This window comes from Microbacterium sp. Se5.02b (assembly GCF_019464375.1).
Taxonomy (GTDB): domain Bacteria; phylum Actinomycetota; class Actinomycetes; order Actinomycetales; family Microbacteriaceae; genus Microbacterium.
In genome coordinates, this window is sequence record NZ_CP080491.1 from 1834775 (window position 1) to 1853155 (window position 18381).

Genomic DNA, 18381 nt, shown 5'->3' on the forward strand with positions numbered 1-18381 from the left:
TCGGGAGCGTCCGCTATCCTGGGACCGTCGCGGCTCGCCCGCGGCCGCACACCGTGTATCTACCGGCCGTCGGCACTCCGACGGACAGCGGCGGCACCCGATATCGCGTCGTCGACGCGCGAGAGCCATGACACACGCAACAGCATCCCCGCGCACCCTGGAGCCGAGCCTGCTCCGCCTCGCCGGTCTTCCCTACTTCCTCATCGCCTTCATCGCGCGGCTTCCGTTCGCCATGATGGTGGTCGGCGTCCTCACGGTGGTGGTCTCGGCGCGGGGCTCCCTCTCGCTCGGCGGACTCACCTCGGCCGCAGTGGGACTGGGAACCGCATGCTTCGGTCCTCTCCTCGGCGCCGCCGCGGACCGCTTCGGCCAGCGTGTAGTGCTCGTGGTGCTCGCTCTCGCGAACGGTGCGATGCTCCTGCTGTTCACCGCCGTCGTCTACGGCGCGGCGGCGGACGGCTTCGTGCTCTTGGCGGCGGTGGGCATCGGCGCGACAGCTCCGCAGGTGGCTCCGCTCTCGCGGTCGCGCCTGGTCACGATCATCGGTGAGCGGATGCCCGAGTCCCGACGCGACAAGACCGTCTCGGGCACGATGGCCTACGAGTCGGCCGCCGACGAGACCGTGTTCGTGTTCGGGCCGTTCCTGGTCGGCATCCTCGCGTCCGCGATCGCGCCGTGGGCACCTCTCGTGGGCGCCGCCGTGCTCACCGTGGTGTTCGTCGGGGCTTTCGCATTGCACCCCAGCGGCCGCCACGTCTCGCAGGATCGGGATGCGCACGGCCGTGCGCCGTCGGCCGTCTCCGAACTGTTCCGTCCCGCGGTGCTGATCGTCGTCCTCGGGATCCTCGGGGTGGGGATCTTCTTCGGCACGATGCTCACCTCGCTCACGTCGTTCATGGCCGATCGAGGTGCGCCGGAACAGGCCGGTCTCCTCTACGGGGTCATGGGCGTCGGCTCGGCGCTTCTCGCCCTGGGCGTCGCGTGGCTGCCTGCCCGGTTCTCGATGCGCGCTCGGTGGCTCGTCTTCGCCGGCATCCTGCTGGCGGGCACGCTGCTGCTCGGCTTCGTCGACTCTCCCGCCACCATGATGGTGGCGCTCGCGATCATGGGGATCGGCATCGGCCCGACGCTGGTGACCCAGTACAGCTTCGGGGCCGCGCGCAGCCCGCGCGGTCGTTCGGCGACCGTGATGACGATGCTCGGCTCGGGAGTCGTAGTGGGGCAGTCGATCGGTGCGGCGGTCGCGGGGAGATCGCGGAGAACCTCGGCACAGCTGCGGCGCTCGTCCTGCCGATGGTCGCGGCTCTCATCGCCTTCGCCGCCGGTGTGGCGAACTGGTTCCTCAGCGCAGAGCATCCCGCCCGCCGGCCTGTCAAGGGCTGAGGCCGTCGGCGGCACGATCGCGCCATCCTCGATAGGTTGGAGTCAACCGCTGGCGTGAGGAGCCCCCACTTGACCGCTGCAGATTTCGTCGTCGTCGCTAACCGGCTGCCCGTCGACCGGGTGGAGGGACCTGACGGCGAGGAGATCTGGCGCACGTCCCCGGAGGGCTGGTGGCCGCACTCGAGCCGATGATGCGCACCGCGAACGGCGCCTGGGTGGGCTGGCCGGGGCAGGCCGACGTCGAACTCGCACCGTTCGAAGCCGACGGGATCGACCTCGTTCCGGTCGCGCTGAGCGCCCAGGAGGTGGCCGAGTACTACGAAGGATTCGCGAACGACACGATCTGGCCGCTGTATCACGATGTGATCGCTCCGCCGCAGTACCACCGCGAGTGGTGGGAGGCGTATGTCACGGTGAATCGCCGGTTCGCCGAGGCGGCGGCCGCTGTCGTGGCCGAGGAGGGCACCGTCTGGGTGCATGACTACCAGCTGCAACTCGTGCCGCAGATGGTCCGCGAACTCCGCCCCGACGTGACGATCGGGTACTTCCACCACATCCCGTTCCCCGCACATGGGCTCTACGCGCAGCTGCCCTGGCGCGACCAGGTGCTGCGTGGCCTCCTCGGAGCCGACGTCATCGGCTTCCAGCGGGCGCAGGACGCGACGTACTTCCTCACCGCGGTCCGCCGCCGACTCCGCTACGAGGTCAAAGGACCGAACATCGCCGTCCCGGAGGGCGACGGTGTGCGCACCGCGCTGGCACGCGCGTTCCCGATCTCCATCGACACCACGCCCTACCTCGAGCTCGCCGCGCGCGAGGACGTGCGAGCACGCGCCGCCGAGATCCGCGCGAGCCTCGGCAACCCGAAGCGCATCCTGCTCGGAGTCGACCGTCTCGACTACACCAAGGGGATCCGCCACCGGATCAAGGCATACGGCGAACTGCTCGCGGAAGGCCGGCTCAAGGTCGAGGATGTGACTCTCGTCCAGGTCGCGAGTCCCAGCCGAGAGCGGGTCGACGCCTATGTGCACCTGCGGGACGAGATCGAACTCGCCGTGAGCAGGATCAACGGCGACACCGACACGATGGGCCACTCCGCGATCCGCTACCTCCACCAGGGCTATCCGCGTGAGGAGATGGTCGCGCTCTACCTCGCCGCGGATGTGATGCTGGTGACGGCTCTCCGTGACGGGATGAACCTCGTCGCCAAGGAATACGTCGCTACCCGCGTCGACGACCGCGGCGTGCTCGTGCTGAGCGAGTTCACCGGGGCCGCGGACGAGCTGCGCCAGGCCGTGCGCGTCAACCCGCACGACATCGAGGGCCTCAAGGATGCGATCATGACGGCCGTGGAGATGCCCCCGGCGGAGCAGGGACGTCGCATGCGTTCTCTGCGCAGGCGTGTCCTGGACAACGACGTCGACGCCTGGTCGTCGTCGTTCCTCGCCGCCCTCGCCGAAGTACGGGCCCGCTGACATCCCTCGACCCCGTGATACTGGGTTCACCCCTGTGATTGGAGACGCCGTGACGCGCCCTTGGACCCCGGAACCGCTGACGCCGATCTCGCAGCGCTGGCCGCGACCCCGCGCCTGGTGGTCGCGCTCGACTTCGACGGGACCGCATCCCCGCTCGTCCCCGAGCCGATGGCGGCGCGGGCGCTGCCAGAGGTCACCGCCCAGGTCGAACGGCTCGCCGCGCTGCCCGATACCGTGGTCGCCTACGTGTCTGGGCGGAGCATGCACGACCTCCGTGTGATCACCGAGCACACCGACGACTCGGCGATCGCCCTGGCGGGTTCGCACGGTGTCCAGTACTGGTTCCCCGGTGAGGGTGACACCGACGCGGGAGGTCAGGCCGAGGAGGACGGCACGCGCGAAGAGCTCTGGGCCGCCGCGAAGCCGATCATCGACCGCTACGAGGGCGCGGAGTTCGAACCCAAGACCTTCGGCATGGGTGTGCACACGCGTCGGGCGGACCCCGAGACCGAGGAGCGCGTGTTCGCGGAGATCGACGCACTGGTGCGCGAGCGGTTCCCGCACTGGCGTCGACGTGCAGGACACCGTGTGCTCGAGTTCTCCTCGCGCGCCGAGGGCAAGGACGCGGCGATGAGCGCCCTCCGGCAGCGGTTCGACGCCACCGGCATCCTGTTCGCCGGCGACGACGTCACCGACGAGGATGCGATGCGCGTGCTCGGCGCAGGCGACCTCGGCGTCAGGGTCGGCCCGGGGAGAGCGCCGCGACACTCCGTGTGGAGACTCCACAACAGATCGCCGCGCTTCTGGAGGCGCTCGCGGACGAACGCACCTCCGCACAGCAATAGACTTCCGTCATGTCCTCGCATGATCCCTCCAGCAGCGCGCCCATCGACATCAAGCCCCGCAGCCGCGTCGTCACCGACGGCATCGAGGCCACGACCTCCCGCGGCATGCTCCGTGCCGTCGGGATGGGTGACGCCGACTGGGACAAACCGCAGATCGGCATCGCGTCCAGCTGGAACGAGATCACACCCTGCAACCTGAGCCTCGATCGACTCGCGCAGGGCGCCAAGGAAGGCGTGCACTCCGGCGGTGGCTACCCGCTGCAGTTCGGGACGATCTCGGTGTCGGACGGCATCTCCATGGGCCACGAGGGGATGCACTTCTCACTCGTCTCCCGTGAGGTCATCGCCGACTCCGTCGAGACCGTCATGATGGCCGAGCGCCTCGACGGCTCTGTGCTGCTCGCCGGTTGCGACAAGTCGATCCCCGGGATGCTCATGGCGAGTGCGCGGCTCGACCTGTCGAGCGTGTTCCTGTACGCCGGCTCGATCGCCCCCGGCTGGGTCAAGCTCTCGGACGGCACCGAGAAGGACGTCACGATCATCGACTCGTTCGAGGCGGTCGGCGCGTGCCGTGCCGGTCTCATGAGCGAGGAAGACCTCAAGCGCATCGAATGTGCGATCGCCCCGGGCGAAGGCGCCTGCGGCGGCATGTACACCGCGAACACCATGGCCTCGGTCGCGGAAGCCCTCGGGCTGAGCCTCCCGGGGTCGGCCGCTCCGCCCGCCGCAGACCGCCGCCGCGACTACTACGCCCACCGTTCGGGCGAGGCCGTCGTGAACCTCCTGCGCCAGGGCATCACGACCCGCGACATCCTCACCAAGGAGGCGTTCGAGAACGCGATCGCGCTGGCGATGGCTCTCGGCGGCTCGACGAATGTGGTGCTGCACCTGCTCGCGATCGCCCGTGAGGCCGACGTCGAGCTGAGCCTGCACGACTTCAACCGCATCGGCGACAAGGTGCCGCACGTCGCCGATATGAAGCCGTTCGGCAAGTACGTCATGAACGACGTCGACCGCCACGGGGGCATCCCCGTGATCATGAAGGCGATGCTCGACGAGGGCCTGCTGCACGGCGATGCGCTGACCGTCACCGGCAAGACGCTCGCCGAGAACCTCGCAGGTCTCGACCCGCAGCCGATCGACGGCGAGGTCATCCACACGTTCGACAACCCCATCCACGCGACCGGTGGCCTCACGATCCTGCACGGATCGCTGGCCCCTGAGGGCGCCGTGGTCAAGACCGCCGGGTTCGATGCGGCCGTCTTCGAAGGACCCGCGCGCGTGTTCGAGCGTGAGCGCGCCGCGATGGATGCCGTCGCCGAGGGTGAGATCGAGCCGGGCACGGTCATCGTGATCCGCTACGAGGGTCCCAAGGGCGGGCCCGGCATGCGGGAGATGCTCGCGATCACCGCCGCCATCAAGGGCGCGGGGCTCGGAAAAGATGTACTACTCTTGACTGACGGACGATTCTCAGGCGGCACAACCGGCCTGTGCATCGGCCACATAGCACCCGAAGCGGTGGACGCAGGTCCAATCGCCTTCGTGCGCGATGGTGATCTGATACGGGTCGATATCGCAGCTCGCTCTCTCGATCTACTCGTCGATGAGGCAGAGCTCGCCTCCCGCCGCTCTGGCTGGGAGCCGCTTCCCCCGCGCTATACCCGAGGCGTTCTTGCCAAGTACTCGCGCCTCGTGCGGTCCGCCGCCGAGGGAGCGACCACCGGCTGACCCGGACGCTCCGGCATCCGGCGTCCTCCACAGATCACCAGAAGGAAAGTCATGACTGCTGACTCCGCCCCGGCCGTGCCGAGGCCGCCCGCCCGTCAATCGTCTGCGCCGGAGATCACCGGCGCCGAGGCCGTCGTCCGTTCCCTCGAGCTGCTCGGCGTCACCGACGTGTTCGGGCTTCCCGGGGAGCGATCCTCCCCGTCTACGACCCGCTGATGGACGCCTCCGAGCTGCGCCACATCCTTGTGCGCCACGAGCAGGGCGCAGGACACGCGGCCGAGGGCTACGCATCGGCGTCCGGCAAGGTCGGCGTGTGCATCGCGACCTCGGGACCGGGGGCGACCAACCTCGTCACCGCGATCGCCGACGCCTACATGGACTCGGTGCCGATGCTGGCCATCACCGGCCAGGTGTTCTCGACGCTGATGGGGACGGATGCATTCCAGGAGGCGGACATCGTGGGTATCACGATGCCGATCACCAAGCACTCGTTCCTGGTGAAGGACGCCGCCGACATCCCCGGCGCCATCGCCGCAGCCTACGAGATCGCGGGCACCGGTCGACCCGGACCCGTGCTCGTGGACATCACGAAGGACGCGCAGCAGGCGACGGCGCCGTTCGTGTGGCCGCCCAAGATCGACCTGCCAGGCTACCGTCCGGTGACCAAGGCGCACGGCAAGCAGATCCAGGCAGCCGCGACTCTGCTCGCCGAGGCCAAGAAGCCGGTGCTGTACGTCGGCGGCGGTGTGATCCGCGGCAAGGCGTCGGCAGAGCTGCTCGAGCTGGCCGAGTCGACCGGTGCTCCCGTGGTCACCACGCTCATGGCGCGCGGTGCCTTCCCCGACTCGCACCCGCAGCACCTCGGCATGCCGGGCATGCACGGCACGGTTCCTGCGGTGCTGGCCCTCCAGGAGGCCGATCTCCTGGTGTCGCTCGGCGCCCGCTTCGACGACCGCGTGACGGGCAAGGCGGCGCTCTTCGCGCCCAACGCAAAGGTCGTGCACGTCGACATCGACCCGGCCGAGATCTCCAAGATCCGCACCGCCGATGTCCCGATCGTGGGTGACGTCCGTGATGTGCTGACCGACCTCGATGCCGCGTTCCGCGGTGCGACGGCCAGCACGACGCCGGACATCGAGGAGTGGTGGTCGTACCTCGATGGGCTGCGCACCGAGTTCCCGCTGGGATTCGCACCGACCACCGACGGTCTCCTCGCCCCGCAGTACGTGATCCAGCGGATCGGCGAGCTCACCGGCCCCGAGGGCATCTTCGCCTCGGGCGTCGGACAGCACCAGATGTGGGCCGCGCAGTTCATCAAGTACGAGCGTCCGAACGCCTGGCTGAACTCGGGCGGTGCGGGCACGATGGGATACTCCGTGCCCGCGGCGATGGGGGCGAAGGTCGCCGAGCCGGAGCGTCCGGTCTGGGCGATCGACGGAGACGGCTGCTTCCAGATGACGAATCAGGAACTCGCGACCTGCACGATCAACAACATCCCGATCAAGGTCGCGATCATCAACAACTCTTCTCTGGGCATGGTCCGCCAGTGGCAGACGCTGTTCTACGACGGACGTCACTCGAACACCGACCTCAACACCGGGCACGGCACGATCCGCATCCCCGACTTCGTGAAGCTCGCGGAGGCGTACGGCTGCCTCGCGATCCGCGTGGAGAAGGAGGAGGAGGTGGATGCCGCCATCCAGCTCGCTCTCGAGACGAACGACCGCCCCGTGGTGATCGACTTCGTGGTGAGCGCCGACTCCATGGTGTGGCCGATGGTGCCGCAGGGTGTCAGCAACAGCTACGTCCAGTACGCCCGTGACCACGCGCCCGCATTCGACGAGGAGGACTGAGCCATGTCGACCCACGTCCTGAGCCTGCTGGTGGAGAACACCCCCGGTCTTCTCACCCGTGTCGCCGGGCTCTTCGCCCGCCGCGGCTTCAACATCGACTCCCTCGCCGTCGGCGTGACCGAGGTGCCGGGAATCTCGCGGATCACCGTCGTCGTCGACGTCGACGAACTCCCGCTCGAGCAGGTCACGAAGCAGCTCAACAAGCTGATCAACGTGATCAAGATCGTCGAGCTCGATTTCTCGACCTCCGTCCAGCGCGAGCACATGCTCGTGAAGGTGCGGACCGACAACGCCACACGGTCGAACGTGATCGAGGTCGTGAACCTCTTCCGCGCGTCGGTTGTGGACTACGCCGCCGACGCCCTGGTGATCGAGGTCACCGGCGACAAGGGCAAGGTCGACGCGATGCTCCGTGCACTCGAACCATTCGGGATCAAGGAGATCGCGCAGTCCGGCCTCCTCGCCATCGGCCGCGGCGGCAAGAGCATCACCGAGCGCGTCCTGCGCGGCTGAACCGAGAAACTCACCGGGTACCGCGCTGCCGTGGGCCCCGATACGACACGAATCGCAACGAACAAGGAGAAACACAAAGTGAGCACCGAGATCTTCTACGACGCCGACGCCGACCTGTCCCTGATCCAGGGCAAGAAGGTCGCGATCGTCGGCTACGGCTCGCAGGGCCACGCCCACGCGCAGAACCTGCGCGACTCGGGCGTCGAGGTCGCCATCGCGCTCAAGGAGGGCTCCAAGTCCGCAGCCAAGGCGGAGGAGGCCGGATTCCCGGTCAAGACCGTCGCCGAGGCCACCGAGTGGGCCGACGTGATCATGATCCTCGCGCCGGACCAGCACCAGCGCATCATCTACAGCGAGTCCATCGCGCCGAACCTGACGGCGGGCAAGACCCTCGCCTTCGCGCACGGCTTCAACATCCGCTTCGGCTACATCGATGCTCCCGAGGGCGTCGACGTGATCCTGGTCGCCCCGAAGGCGCCTGGACACACGGTCCGTCGCGAGTTCGTCGCCGGTCGCGGTATCCCGGACATCATCGCCGTCGAGTGCGACGCATCGGGTCACGCCTGGGACCTGGCGCTCTCGTACGCGAAGGCCATCGGCGGCACCCGCGCCGGCGTCATCAAGACGACCTTCACCGAAGAGACCGAGACCGACCTGTTCGGCGAGCAGGCCGTGCTCTGCGGTGGTGTGAGCCACCTCGTCCAGGCCGGGTTCGAGACGCTCACCGAGGCGGGCTACCAGCCGCAGATCGCCTACTTCGAGGTGCTGCACGAGCTCAAGCTCATCGTCGACCTGATGTGGGAGGGCGGCATCGCCAAGCAGCGCTGGTCGATCTCCGACACGGCCGAGTTCGGCGACTACGTCTCGGGCCCGCGCGTGATCGACGAGCGCGTCAAGGAGAGCATGCAGGGCGTGCTGGCCGACATCCAGTCGGGTGCCTTCGCGAAGCGCTTCATCGACGACCAGGACAACGGCGCCGAGGAGTTCCTGGCGCTGCGCGCCAAGGAGGAGCAGCACCCCATCGAGGTGACCGGCAAGGAGCTGCGATCGCTCTTCGCGTGGAAGCAGCAGGACGAGGACTACGTCGACGGCAGCGCCGCGCGCTGATCCTCTCATCGACGAAAGAACGGGCGTCCCTTCCGGGGCGCCCGTTCTCTCGTTCTCGACCCGTCAGGGTCGGGTGAGCTCCTCGAGGATCTCGATGACGTGACGGTACGGGCGGCCGGTCGCCCGCGTCATCCCGATCTCGCACGTGCGGTTCGCGGAGACGAAGGCATCGAAGCCGCCCCGCTCACCATCCGCGGCGGCGATCTCCGCGGACTCCTGCGCCGTCGCACTGGCGGTGAGCTCCGGATGCAGCATGCCGCGGTCCCCGGCGAAGGCGCAGCAGCCCCAACCCTCCGGGATGAACACTTCTTCCGCGACCGCCTCGGCAATGGCTGTCAGCGCCCCCGTCGCCCCGAGTGCGGTCGTCGAGCACGTCGGATGCACGGCCACCGTCGAGAGCTTCGTCGACACAGACAACCGCGGGAGCACCTCCCGGGCGACGAACGTCGTCGCATCCTCGATACGGAGTCCCTGGTACTTCGGGTTCTCCGCGACGGACTGGGCGAGCATCACGTCGAGGCCCTCCGTGCAGGAGGCGGCGTCACACACCACGGGCAGTTCGCCGTGACGGCTCGCCTCCCACAGGGAGTCGAGCACACGCGCAGACATCTGTCGGTAGCCGTCGAGGTGACCCTTCGACTTCCAGGGGGTGCCGCAGCACAGGCCTCCGTTCTCTTCGGGGACCGCGACCGGGATCCCTGCGCGATCGAGCAGGTCGCGCAGCGCATCGCGTGATCCGTGCCCCGCGCCCTCGGCGCCGAACATCGTGCCGATGCACGCGCCGAAGAAGACGACCTCGGCATCATCGGGCCCTCCTGCCCGCGGGGGCCTCGTGCCACCGCGGGGGAGTCCGCCATCGTAGAGCGGTACGGTGTCGGCGCCGAGCACGGCCCGGCCGAGGTGTGTCACTCCGCGCACCAGCGGCGCCGGGAGCGCATCGGCGACGGTGAGCGCGACCCCACCTGCGCGCGTCACGGTGCCCCAGTGCTTCGCCGCCGTGCCCCAGAGTGCGCCCTCGACGGCGTTCGACTGCTCGGCGCGCAGACGGCGGACGAGGTCTCCGGTGTTGATGTCGACAGGGCACGCCACGCCGCACATGCCGTCGACGGCACAGGTCTGCACGCCGTCGTAGTCGTAGTCCTTCTGCAGGTCGCGCAGCAGATCGGTGTCGCCCTGCTCCTCGGCCCACGCCATGTCGCGGCGGATCACGATGCGCTGCCGTGGCGTGAGGGTGATGTTCTTGCTGGGACAGGTGGGCTCGCAGTACCCGCACTCGACGCAGCGGTCGACTTCCTTCTCGACGGTGGGCACGCGCTTGAGGTCGTGCAGGTACGAGTCCGGATCGTCCGAGAGGACCACGCCGGGGTTGAGGATGCCCTCGGGGTCGAGCAGGCGCTTGATCTCCCACATCATGTCGGTGAGGTCGTCGCCGTATTGCCTGCGCACGAACGGCGCCATGATCCGTCCCGTCCCGTGCTCCGCCTTGAGTGAACCCTGCTGGGAGAGCACCAGCTCGACCAGATCGTCGGTGAAGCGGCGGTATCGTGCCACGCCGTCCGCATCGTCGAAGCGCTCGTTGAGCAGGAAGTGCACGTTCCCGTCCTTGGCGTGGCCGAAGATGACCGAGCCCTCGTAGCCGTGCTCGGCGAACAGCTCGATCAGGCGCTCGCACGTGGCGAGGAGCCGGGGGACGGGCACCACGATGTCCTCGAGCAGCGCGGTCGTCCCCGAGGGGCGTGCGCCGGCGACCGCGGTGTAGAGGCCCTTGCGCACATGCCAGAGACCGGCGCGCTCGGCGGCATCCGTCGTGAGGCGCGGAGCCACGGCGAGCGGCAGTGCGTCGAAGTGCACCTGCGCCGCCGCGCTCGAGGCCGCCAGCGCGTCGGCGTCGGAAGCGTGGACCTCGACCAGCAGTGCGGCGTGCCCCTGGACCTCGATCTCCGCGATCGCCGCCGGCACATCGCTCAGTCCCTGTGCGACCCGCAGGGACGCGGCATCCATGAGCTCGATCGTGGCGAGGCCGAGGCGGGTCAGGTCGGGGAGTGCGGTCATCGCGGCTGACAGCGTCTCGAACACGAGCAGGCCGGTCGCGATCGCCGGCCGCACCTCGATCGTGCGGAAGCGGGCCTCTGCGACGAACCCGAGGGTGCCCTCGGAGCCGATCATCAGGTGCTCGAGGATGCGCACCGGGTCGTCGAAGTCGAGCAACGCGTTCAGCCCGTAGCCCATGGTGTTCTTCATCGAGAACTGCTGACGGAGGAACGCGACATGATCAGCCGAGTCGAGGAGGCGGGTGCGCAGCGCGAGGAGACCGTCGGCGATCGCCGGCTCGGCGGCACGCAGCACGTCGTTCGCATCCGACCGTCCCGTGTCGAGGATCGTGCCGCTCGGGAGCACGATCGTCATCGAGTCGATGGTCTGGTACGAGTTCTCGGTGATGCCGCATGCCATGCCGCTGGAGTTGTTGGCCACGACGCCGCCGATGGTGCAGGCGATCTCGCTTGCCGGGTCAGGACCGAGCTTGCGGCGATGGCGGGCGAGTCGGGTGTTGACCTGCCGCACCGTCGCGCCGGGTCCGACCCGGACGAAGGAGCCGTCCTCCTCCACCGCGATGTCTCGGAAGTGGCTGCGTGTGTCGACGAGGATGTCACCGCTGACGCTCTGCCCGGAGAGGCTGGTGCCACCGGAGCGGAAGGTGAGCGTGCGACCGGCACTGCGCACCGCGCCGAAGGCTCGCGCGACCCCTCGGCATCGACGGGGGACAGCACCGCGTCCGGAATCAGCAGGTAGTGCGAGGCATCATGTGCGCGGGCGAACCGGTCGATGGACCGGGAGTGCACTTCCGTGGTCGGCCCCAGCAGGGCGGGGTCCAGCGGTTCGGCGAGTGTGGTCGGCACGGTGCTCCTCTGCTCCGTCGAGATTGTCTGACAAGTGTACCGAGAGGTGGAGGTTTCGATAGGCTGTCCCGATGATCACGACCAGCGAACCGACGCTCGGGATCGTCGGCGTCGTGGATGCCGTGACCGCCCAGCTGCGGGCGCGCATCCTGAGCGGAGAGATCCGCTCGGGATCACCGCTCACCGAGGCCGCGGTGTCGCACACGTTCGGGGTGGCGCGGCCCAGCGCGAAAGCGGCGATCGAGCAGCTCGTCGCGAGCGGGCTCCTCGTGCGGACCGCTCACCGGAGCGCGCGCGTCGTGGGGATCGATGCCGACACCGTGCGCGACGTCTACCGGACGAGGACGCGCCTCGAGAGCGCAGCCCTGCGGGATCTCGCCCGCACCAGGAACGTCCCCGACCTCGCGAGCGCGGCCAATGCCGAGATCCTGGCGATGCCGCCGGGGCCGGATCCCGCGACCGTCGACCCCGATCTGCGATTCCATACCGCTCTCATCGACGGGCTCCACAGCGAACGGACAAGTCGCATGTACCGCAGCGTCCTCGACGAGGTGCGGCTGTGCATGGCTCAGGTGCAGGGGAGACGACTGCTCGACGCTGCGGAGATCGCCGCCCAGCACGCCGACATCCTCGATGCGGTCGCGTCAGGCGAAGGACAGCGGGCGGCGGCTCTTCTCGAAGCGCACCTCTCGTCGGCGGAGGAACGCCTCGTGGAAGCGCTCGACGCGGACTAGCCTCACTCGGCCGGGGCCTCCTCGACCACGATGGGCGCTTCGGTGGAGTCGGCCCACTCGGGTGCAGGCAGGACCGTGTCGACCTGGCCCGCCTGGATCTGCCGCAGTGCCTCGGCGATCTCTTCGTCGTTCTCAGGTACCGGAAGGTCGCACGCGCGCAGTTCCGAGGCGAACTGCAACGTCAGGCGGATCTTGCCCGCTTCGACGGCTTGAGCGGTCGTCCCGGTGCGGATCTCGCTTCCGGTCTGGATCGCGGAGACCTCGTCGCACACGTGATAGACCTTTCCTCCGTCGACCCAGACGACCTCGTCCTTGCCCAGGAGCTGGATGACCGCGGACTGGTCGGCGGTGTACTGCTCGACGGATGCCGGGGCGAAGTCGATGCCGAGCACGACGGCGAGGCCCGCGAGGACGACGCCCACGATGCCCGCGGTCGTCTTCTGTCCCTTGTCCATGTCCTTGTTGAGGAAGATGAGGATGACAAGCGGAAGGAACGCGACGATCGCGATGATCGCGCCGAGCTGGTTCTGGACGAAGAACCGTGCCTTGTCCGACCGGCGTGCGGGGTCGAGACGGGTGGCCTTCTTCCACAGCACCGAGCCGGTGATCGACAGCGCGGCGATCACGACGAGCAGCACGAGGAGGGCGATGAACGCCCACTGCGGGAACTGCGCGGTGACGCCGGTCTCCTCGAGGAGGCCCGTGTCGGGGTCGCGGACGAGCTTCCCGTCTTCGCCGACGTACACCCGCTGCCGCAGGAGCCAGAAGATACCGACGGCCTCGCCGATGATCGCGAGCGCCCAGAGGATCCCGGCGATCAAGCGGAAGCGCGTCGCCTTCGCCTTGGCCTCTGGGGTGGGTACCCACCCTGCGGGCGGCTCCGTGGTCGCGCCGCCCTGCGTGGGCTGATCGACGCCGGCGTCCGTCTTGTCGCTCTCGGCCACGGTGTTCCCTTTCCCTCCGATGCCCGCCGATCCGGCTCAGGGCAACCCTGAGCCTAGTGGACGGGGTGTCCTACGCTGGGGACATGACCTCCGATTCCGACGACGCCCTCAACTGGGAGGGCGACGAGACTCCGACACCGAAGGATCCCGCCCTTCCGCACGGCTGGAACGCCGTGGGGAAGGGGAGCGAAGATGTCGGAACGATCGAGGATGACGGCACGGTCACCCCCGTCGGCTCGGACGAACCGGCAGGGTTGAGCACCCCGATGCTGTTGATCCTCGGAGTGGTCGGCGGCGTGTACCTCCTCTACACGATCGGCTGGATCGTCGGAGGGCTGCGGCTCAAGCCGTTGGCATCCTTCCTCGTCACCGACGCGATGTTCCTGCCCTGGTTCGTCCTGGCGATCGCCGCTCCTGCGCTCTGGTTCCTCGCCAGTTGGGTGCTCACGCGCGCGAGGCCCGCGTGGATCCGGGTCGCCGTGCTTCTCGCCGGTGTCGTCCTGCTGGTTCCGTGGCCCTTCGTCACGGTGGGGGTGATCGGATCATGAGCGCGCCTCAGGCCACTCAGCCCGTCGCGGCGGGCTCGCCCCGGTGGCTCGTCGGACTCGTCATCGGGCTGGCTGGCCTGTTCTACGCGTACGCCGTGTGGAACGCCGTCGCGCACCTCATCACGATGGCGCAGACCGGCCTCACCGGCGCCGGGTGGGCCACGCTGCTGTTCGGCGTCGCGTTCCCCGCCATCGTGTTCGCCTTCGCCTACGTGATCGGCCGCCGGCGCAGGGTGGGCGAGCTCGCACTGGTGTTCCTCGCGGGTCTCGGCGTCGTCGCGGTGTTCTGGATGAGCCTGATCGCGCTGAGCCTGACGATGCCGAGCGCCTGAGTCTCACACGGTCACACGTCACGGAGAGCACCGAGCGCTCGGGTAGAGTTGACGCGATCGCGCCCCCATGGTGTGCGGCGCATCGGCCCCTCCCGCCTGCCGCGCTGCCCCGAAGGATCCACTGTGCCGAAGCCTGTCGTGCTCATCGCCGAAGTACTCTCTCCCGCCACGATCGAGGCCCTCGGCCCCGACTTCGACGTCCGCAACGTCGACGGCACCGACCGTGAGGCGCTGTTCACGGCTCTCGCAGACGCCGATGCCGTGCTGGTCCGCTCGGCGACCCGCATCGACGAGGAGGCGCTGAGTCACGCCCCGAAGCTGAAGGTCGTCGCTCGCGCGGGCGTCGGTCTCGACAACGTCGACATCAAGGCGGCCACGGCCGCCGGCGTCATGGTGGTCAATGCGCCGACGTCGAACATCGTCTCGGCCGCGGAGCTCACGGTCGGTCACATCCTCAGCCTCGCGCGCCGCATCCCCGCCGCGCACGCGTCGCTGTCGGCCGGTGCGTGGAAGCGCAGCTCCTTCACCGGTGCCGAGCTCTTCGAGAAGACCGTGGGCATCGTCGGCCTCGGCCGCATCGGCGCGCTGGTCGCCGCCCGCCTCGCCGCGTTCGACATGCGTGTGGTGGCCTACGACCCCTACGTGACATCCGCGCGTGCGCAGCAGCTCGGCGTGCAGCTGCTCTCCCTCGACGAGCTCGTCGCGGAGTCCGACTTCCTCACGATCCACATGCCGAAGACGCCGGAGACCACCGGGATGATCGGCGCCGAGCAGTTCAAGGCCATGAAGCCGACCGCGTTCGTCGTCAACGTCGCCCGTGGCGGACTGATCGACGAGGAGGCCCTCCACGCGGCGCTCGTCGCTGGCGAGATCGCCGGCGCCGGGCTCGACGTGTTCACGTCCGAGCCCCCCGCGGAAGGCGGCACGGCCCGTCCGCTCCTCGAGCTGCCCAACGTCGTCGTCACGCCGCACCTCGGCGCGAGCACCGAAGAGGCGCAGGAGAAGGCCGGTGTCTCGGTCGCGCGTTCCGTGCGTCTGGCCCTCGGGGGCGACCTCGTGCCCGACGCGGTCAACGTCGCGGGCGGTGTGATCGACCCCTACGTGCGTCCCGGCATCTCCCTCGTCGAGAAGCTCGGTCAGATCTTCGCCGCTCTCGCGACGTCGCCGCTCACCAGCCTCGACGTCGAGGTGCATGGCGAGCTCAACGACTACGACGTGAGCGTGCTCAAGCTGGCGGCGCTCAAGGGCGTCTTCACGAACATCGTGAGCGAGACGGTCTCGTACGTGAACGCTCCGCTGCTGGCCGAGCAGCGTGGCATCGCGGTGCGTCTGCTCAAGGACGACGTGAGCGACGAGTATCGCAATGTGATCACCCTCACCGGTGCGCTGTCCGACGGCACGCAGCTCTCGGTCTCCGGCACCCTGACGGGTCCGAAGCAGGCAGAGAAGCTGGTGGGCATCAACGACCACACGCTCGAGCTGCCGATCGAGAAGCACCACGTCGTGATGCTCTACACCGACCGGCCGGGCATCGTGGCCGTCTACGGGCAGAAGTTCGGCGAGGCGGGCATCAACATCGCCGGGATGCAGATCGCCCGACAGGCGGCCGGCGCACAGGCGCTCAGTGTTCTCACGCTCGACTCGCCCGTGTCCGATGAGCTGCTCGACGACGTCCGCGACGCGATCGACGCCGACCTGTTCCGTCAGATCGAGATCACCGAGGTCTGACCGACTGCGACGCGAAGGAGGGCGGGAGCGCGATGCTCCCGCCCTCCTTCGTGTCAGTGGGTCAGTCTGTCGCCTTCAGCACCAGGGCGATCAGATCGGCGAGCTCGTGGCTGCGAGGGACGAGGCGTTCCGGCCCGTGCACGTCGAGCGAGTTGTTGAAGTACAGGCCGTCGCTGACCAGCATCACCAGGTCGAGACTGGCGTTGTCGCGCACGTGGGGTCGGATCGTCTCCGCCCAGCGGCGTCTCGTGTCGCGCAGCATGTCGGCGGCGGGGATGGAGCCGCCCTGGGCGAGCCTCGTGGCCGCGATGAGCACGCGGTCGAGGGCGTCGTCCTCCATCACCGAGGTTCGCACGTAGTACGACACGGGTCCCTCCTCGGCGGCTGCCATGCGCTCCAGGTCGAGTGTCGTGAGCCGGTCGAGGCGCTCCACCAGCCCGGCCTCGAGTTCTTCCTTCGACCCGAAGTGGTAGAGCAGACCACCCTTCGACACACCGGCGGCCTTGGCTGTCGCGTCGAGCGTCGCGGCCCGCTCGCCATCGGCGATGAGGATCGCTTCGAAGGCGTCGAGCACCTTCTCGCGGGCGAGGGGAGGTCGGGGCATCGTGGATCCTCTGCACAGGGGGAGTGACGGGAACTCTGTTACTATACCATCCGGACGGTTCACTAACCGTGCCATCACGATCCTGAGAGGTGTTCCATGACCCGTACTGCGTCGATTCCGACGACAGAGACGGATGCTCCCCGCGTCGGGGCGCGCGGCTGGGCGGCGCTCATCGTCCTCATGCTGCCGGTGCTGCTGGTATCGGTGGACAACACGGTGCTGAGCTTCGCGCTCCCCGAGATCTCCATCGCACTCGCTCCCAGTGGAGCCGAGCAGCTGTGGATCATCGACGTGTATCCCCTGGTGCTCGCCGGGCTCCTCGTGACCATGGGGACCCTGGGGGACCGCTTCGGCAGGCGCAAGCTCCTGTTGATCGGCGCGACGGGCTTCGCGGCGGTGTCTGCTCTCGCCGCGTTCGCTCCCACGGCCGGGCTGCTCATCGCCGCCCGTGCGCTTCTGGGGTTCTTCGGCGCCATGCTGATGCCCTCGACCCTCTCGTTGCTGCGTTCGATCTTCCAGAACCGGGACCAGCGACGCATGGCGATCGCCGTGTGGGCGTCGGCATTCTCGGCCGGTTCCGCGCTCGGACCGATCGTGGGCGGGTTCCTTCTCGAGCATTTCGCGTGGGGCTCCGTCTTCCTCATCGCCGTCCCCGTGCTCATCCCGCTGCTCGTGGCAGCGCCGCTCCTCGTTCCGGAGAGCCGCGACCCGAACCCGGGCCGTATCGACCTGGTCAGCATCGTGCTGTCGATGGCGACGATGATCCCGGTGGTCTACGCGATCAAGTCGCTCGCCGTCGACGGGCCGAGCCTCACGGCCGGTGCGTGGGCGCTGCTCGGCTTCGCGATGGGGTACCTGTTCGTGCGTCGTCAACTGCGCGCCGACACGCCCATGCTCGACATGGCGCTGTTCCGCCGCGGTTCGTTCTCCGGGGCGATCCTGGTGAACCTGCTCAGCGTCGTCGCCCTGGTCGGCTTCCTCTACTTCGTGTCGCAGCATCTGCAGCTCGTGCTGGGTCTGTCGCCCATGACGGCGGGCCTCGCACTGGTGCCGGGAATGCTCGCGATGATCGTCGCAGGACTCTCGGTCGTCCCGGTGTCGCGACGGATCCCGCCGCACATCGTGATCCCCGTTGCGCTCGCGTTCTCCGTGGCCGGGTACCTCATCGTGGCGTTCACGACCCATGAGCACGGCGTGCTCCCACTCGTCGTGGCGTTCGTGGTGTTGGGCATCGGCATCGGTGCGGCGGAGACCATCTCCAACGAACTGATCCTGTCGAGCGCCCCCGCCGCCAAGGCGGGCGCAGCGAGCGCCGTCTCGGAGACCGCCTATGAGCTCGGTGCTGTGCTGGGTACAGCGGTGCTGGGCGGCATCATCACGGCGTTCTACCGCGGGGCGCTCGTGCTCCCGGAGGGCCTTCCTGCGGACGTCGCGCATGCGGCGGGGAGACCCTGGCCGGTGCGTACACCGCCGCTGAGGCGCTCCCGGGCCAGCTCGGGACGGCGCTGTGGGATGCCGCGGCCGCGGCGTTCGGCTCGGGGGTGATGGTGACGTCCCTGATCGGCGCCGGCCTCGTGGTCGTCGCCGCCGTGATCGCGGCCGTCACACTGCGCAAGGCACCCTCGCACTGACCAGTACGCTGGAAGGACCGGTCCGCTCGCCTCACGGCGGGTCAGGGCCGGTCCATCCC

12 protein-coding genes and 3 pseudogenes are annotated in these 18381 nt (G+C 68.7%); 12 read left to right on the plus strand and 3 right to left on the minus strand.

Translation table 11 applies throughout. The annotated features are described in order from the left end of the window. The first annotated feature begins 127 nt into the window (after positions 1-127). The 7 genes and pseudogenes from K1X59_RS09090 to ilvC all read left to right on the plus strand — a co-directional run bounded on the left by K1X59_RS09090 (position 128) and on the right by ilvC (position 8904). A complete protein-coding gene (locus tag K1X59_RS09090; protein WP_309491648.1) occupies positions 128-1441 on the plus strand; it encodes an MFS transporter in 1314 nt (437 codons plus the stop codon). 11 nt (positions 1442-1452) lie between these two features. Further along, positions 1453-2858: pseudogene (locus tag K1X59_RS09095) on the plus strand (trehalose-6-phosphate synthase). A gap of 60 nt (positions 2859-2918) precedes the next feature. Beyond that, entirely contained in the window at positions 2919-3902 is a 984-nt protein-coding gene (gene otsB / locus K1X59_RS09100; protein ID WP_244632552.1) for a trehalose-phosphatase, read from the plus strand. After that, positions 3785-5431, plus strand: coding sequence for a dihydroxy-acid dehydratase (gene ilvD / locus K1X59_RS09105; protein ID WP_244632577.1), 1647 nt, complete (start codon positions 3785-3787; stop codon positions 5429-5431). Before otsB ends, ilvD begins: the two co-directional genes overlap by 118 nt. A 51-nt stretch (positions 5432-5482) precedes the next feature. Continuing rightward, positions 5483-7284: pseudogene (locus K1X59_RS09110) on the plus strand (acetolactate synthase large subunit). Positions 7285-7287: 3 nt separating this feature from the next. Beyond that, positions 7288-7797 (plus strand): acetolactate synthase small subunit, encoded by a 510-nt coding sequence (ilvN, locus tag K1X59_RS09115; RefSeq protein ID WP_183152560.1) that lies wholly within the window; start codon positions 7288-7290, stop codon positions 7795-7797. 78 nt (positions 7798-7875) lie between these two features. Beyond that, positions 7876-8904 (plus strand): ketol-acid reductoisomerase, encoded by a 1029-nt coding sequence (gene ilvC / locus K1X59_RS09120; RefSeq protein WP_183152561.1) that lies wholly within the window; start codon positions 7876-7878, stop codon positions 8902-8904. Between the two features lie 63 nt (positions 8905-8967). On the opposite strand, the gene K1X59_RS09125 is transcribed toward ilvC, so the two are convergent. After that, a complete protein-coding gene (locus tag K1X59_RS09125; protein ID WP_309491649.1) occupies positions 8968-11625 on the minus strand; it encodes an FAD-binding and (Fe-S)-binding domain-containing protein in 2658 nt (885 codons plus the stop codon). 247 nt (positions 11626-11872) lie between these two features. Between K1X59_RS09125 and K1X59_RS09130 the strand changes: the two genes are divergently transcribed. Further along, entirely contained in the window at positions 11873-12535 is a 663-nt protein-coding gene (locus K1X59_RS09130) for a GntR family transcriptional regulator (protein WP_183152562.1), read from the plus strand. Between the two features lie 2 nt (positions 12536-12537). On the opposite strand, the gene K1X59_RS09135 is transcribed toward K1X59_RS09130, so the two are convergent. Next, positions 12538-13479 (minus strand): hypothetical protein, encoded by a 942-nt coding sequence (locus K1X59_RS09135; protein WP_183152563.1) that lies wholly within the window; start codon positions 13477-13479, stop codon positions 12538-12540. An 83-nt stretch (positions 13480-13562) separates the two neighbouring features. Here K1X59_RS09135 and K1X59_RS09140 point away from each other — a divergent pair, with 83 nt between their 5' ends. The 3 genes from K1X59_RS09140 (at position 13563) to serA (ending at position 16087) form a co-directional block, all read left to right on the plus strand. After that, positions 13563-14027 (plus strand): hypothetical protein, encoded by a 465-nt coding sequence (locus K1X59_RS09140; protein WP_183152564.1) that lies wholly within the window; start codon positions 13563-13565, stop codon positions 14025-14027. Then, positions 14024-14359, plus strand: a complete 336-nt coding sequence (locus K1X59_RS09145; protein ID WP_183152565.1) for a hypothetical protein — start codon at positions 14024-14026, stop codon at positions 14357-14359. Before K1X59_RS09140 ends, K1X59_RS09145 begins: the two co-directional genes overlap by 4 nt. 123 nt (positions 14360-14482) lie before the next feature. Beyond that, entirely contained in the window at positions 14483-16087 is a 1605-nt protein-coding gene (gene serA / locus K1X59_RS09150) for a phosphoglycerate dehydrogenase (protein WP_220174158.1), read from the plus strand. Between the two features lie 61 nt (positions 16088-16148). Here serA and K1X59_RS09155 read toward each other — a convergent pair whose 3' ends face one another. Beyond that, on the minus strand, positions 16149-16691 hold the full coding sequence (locus tag K1X59_RS09155) for a TetR/AcrR family transcriptional regulator (protein ID WP_183152566.1): 543 nt from the start codon (positions 16689-16691) through the stop codon (positions 16149-16151). A 96-nt stretch (positions 16692-16787) separates the two neighbouring features. Between K1X59_RS09155 and K1X59_RS09160 the strand changes: the two are divergent. Further along, positions 16788-18322, plus strand: a pseudogene (locus K1X59_RS09160) (MFS transporter). The last annotated feature ends 59 nt before the right edge of the window (positions 18323-18381 follow it).

Coding starts and splice junctions, on each gene's coding strand:
- K1X59_RS09090 (WP_309491648.1), top strand. CDS start 128: ATGACACACGCAACAGCATCCCCGCGCACCCTGGAGCCGAGCCTGCTC.
- ilvN (WP_183152560.1), top strand. CDS start 7,288: ATGTCGACCCACGTCCTGAGCCTGCTGGTGGAGAACACCCCCGGTCTT.
- K1X59_RS09130 (WP_183152562.1), top strand. CDS start 11,873: ATGATCACGACCAGCGAACCGACGCTCGGGATCGTCGGCGTCGTGGAT.
- K1X59_RS09140 (WP_183152564.1), top strand. CDS start 13,563: ATGACCTCCGATTCCGACGACGCCCTCAACTGGGAGGGCGACGAGACT.
- K1X59_RS09145 (WP_183152565.1), top strand. CDS start 14,024: ATGAGCGCGCCTCAGGCCACTCAGCCCGTCGCGGCGGGCTCGCCCCGG.
- K1X59_RS09155 (WP_183152566.1), bottom strand. CDS start 16,691: ATGCCCCGACCTCCCCTCGCCCGCGAGAAGGTGCTCGACGCCTTCGAA.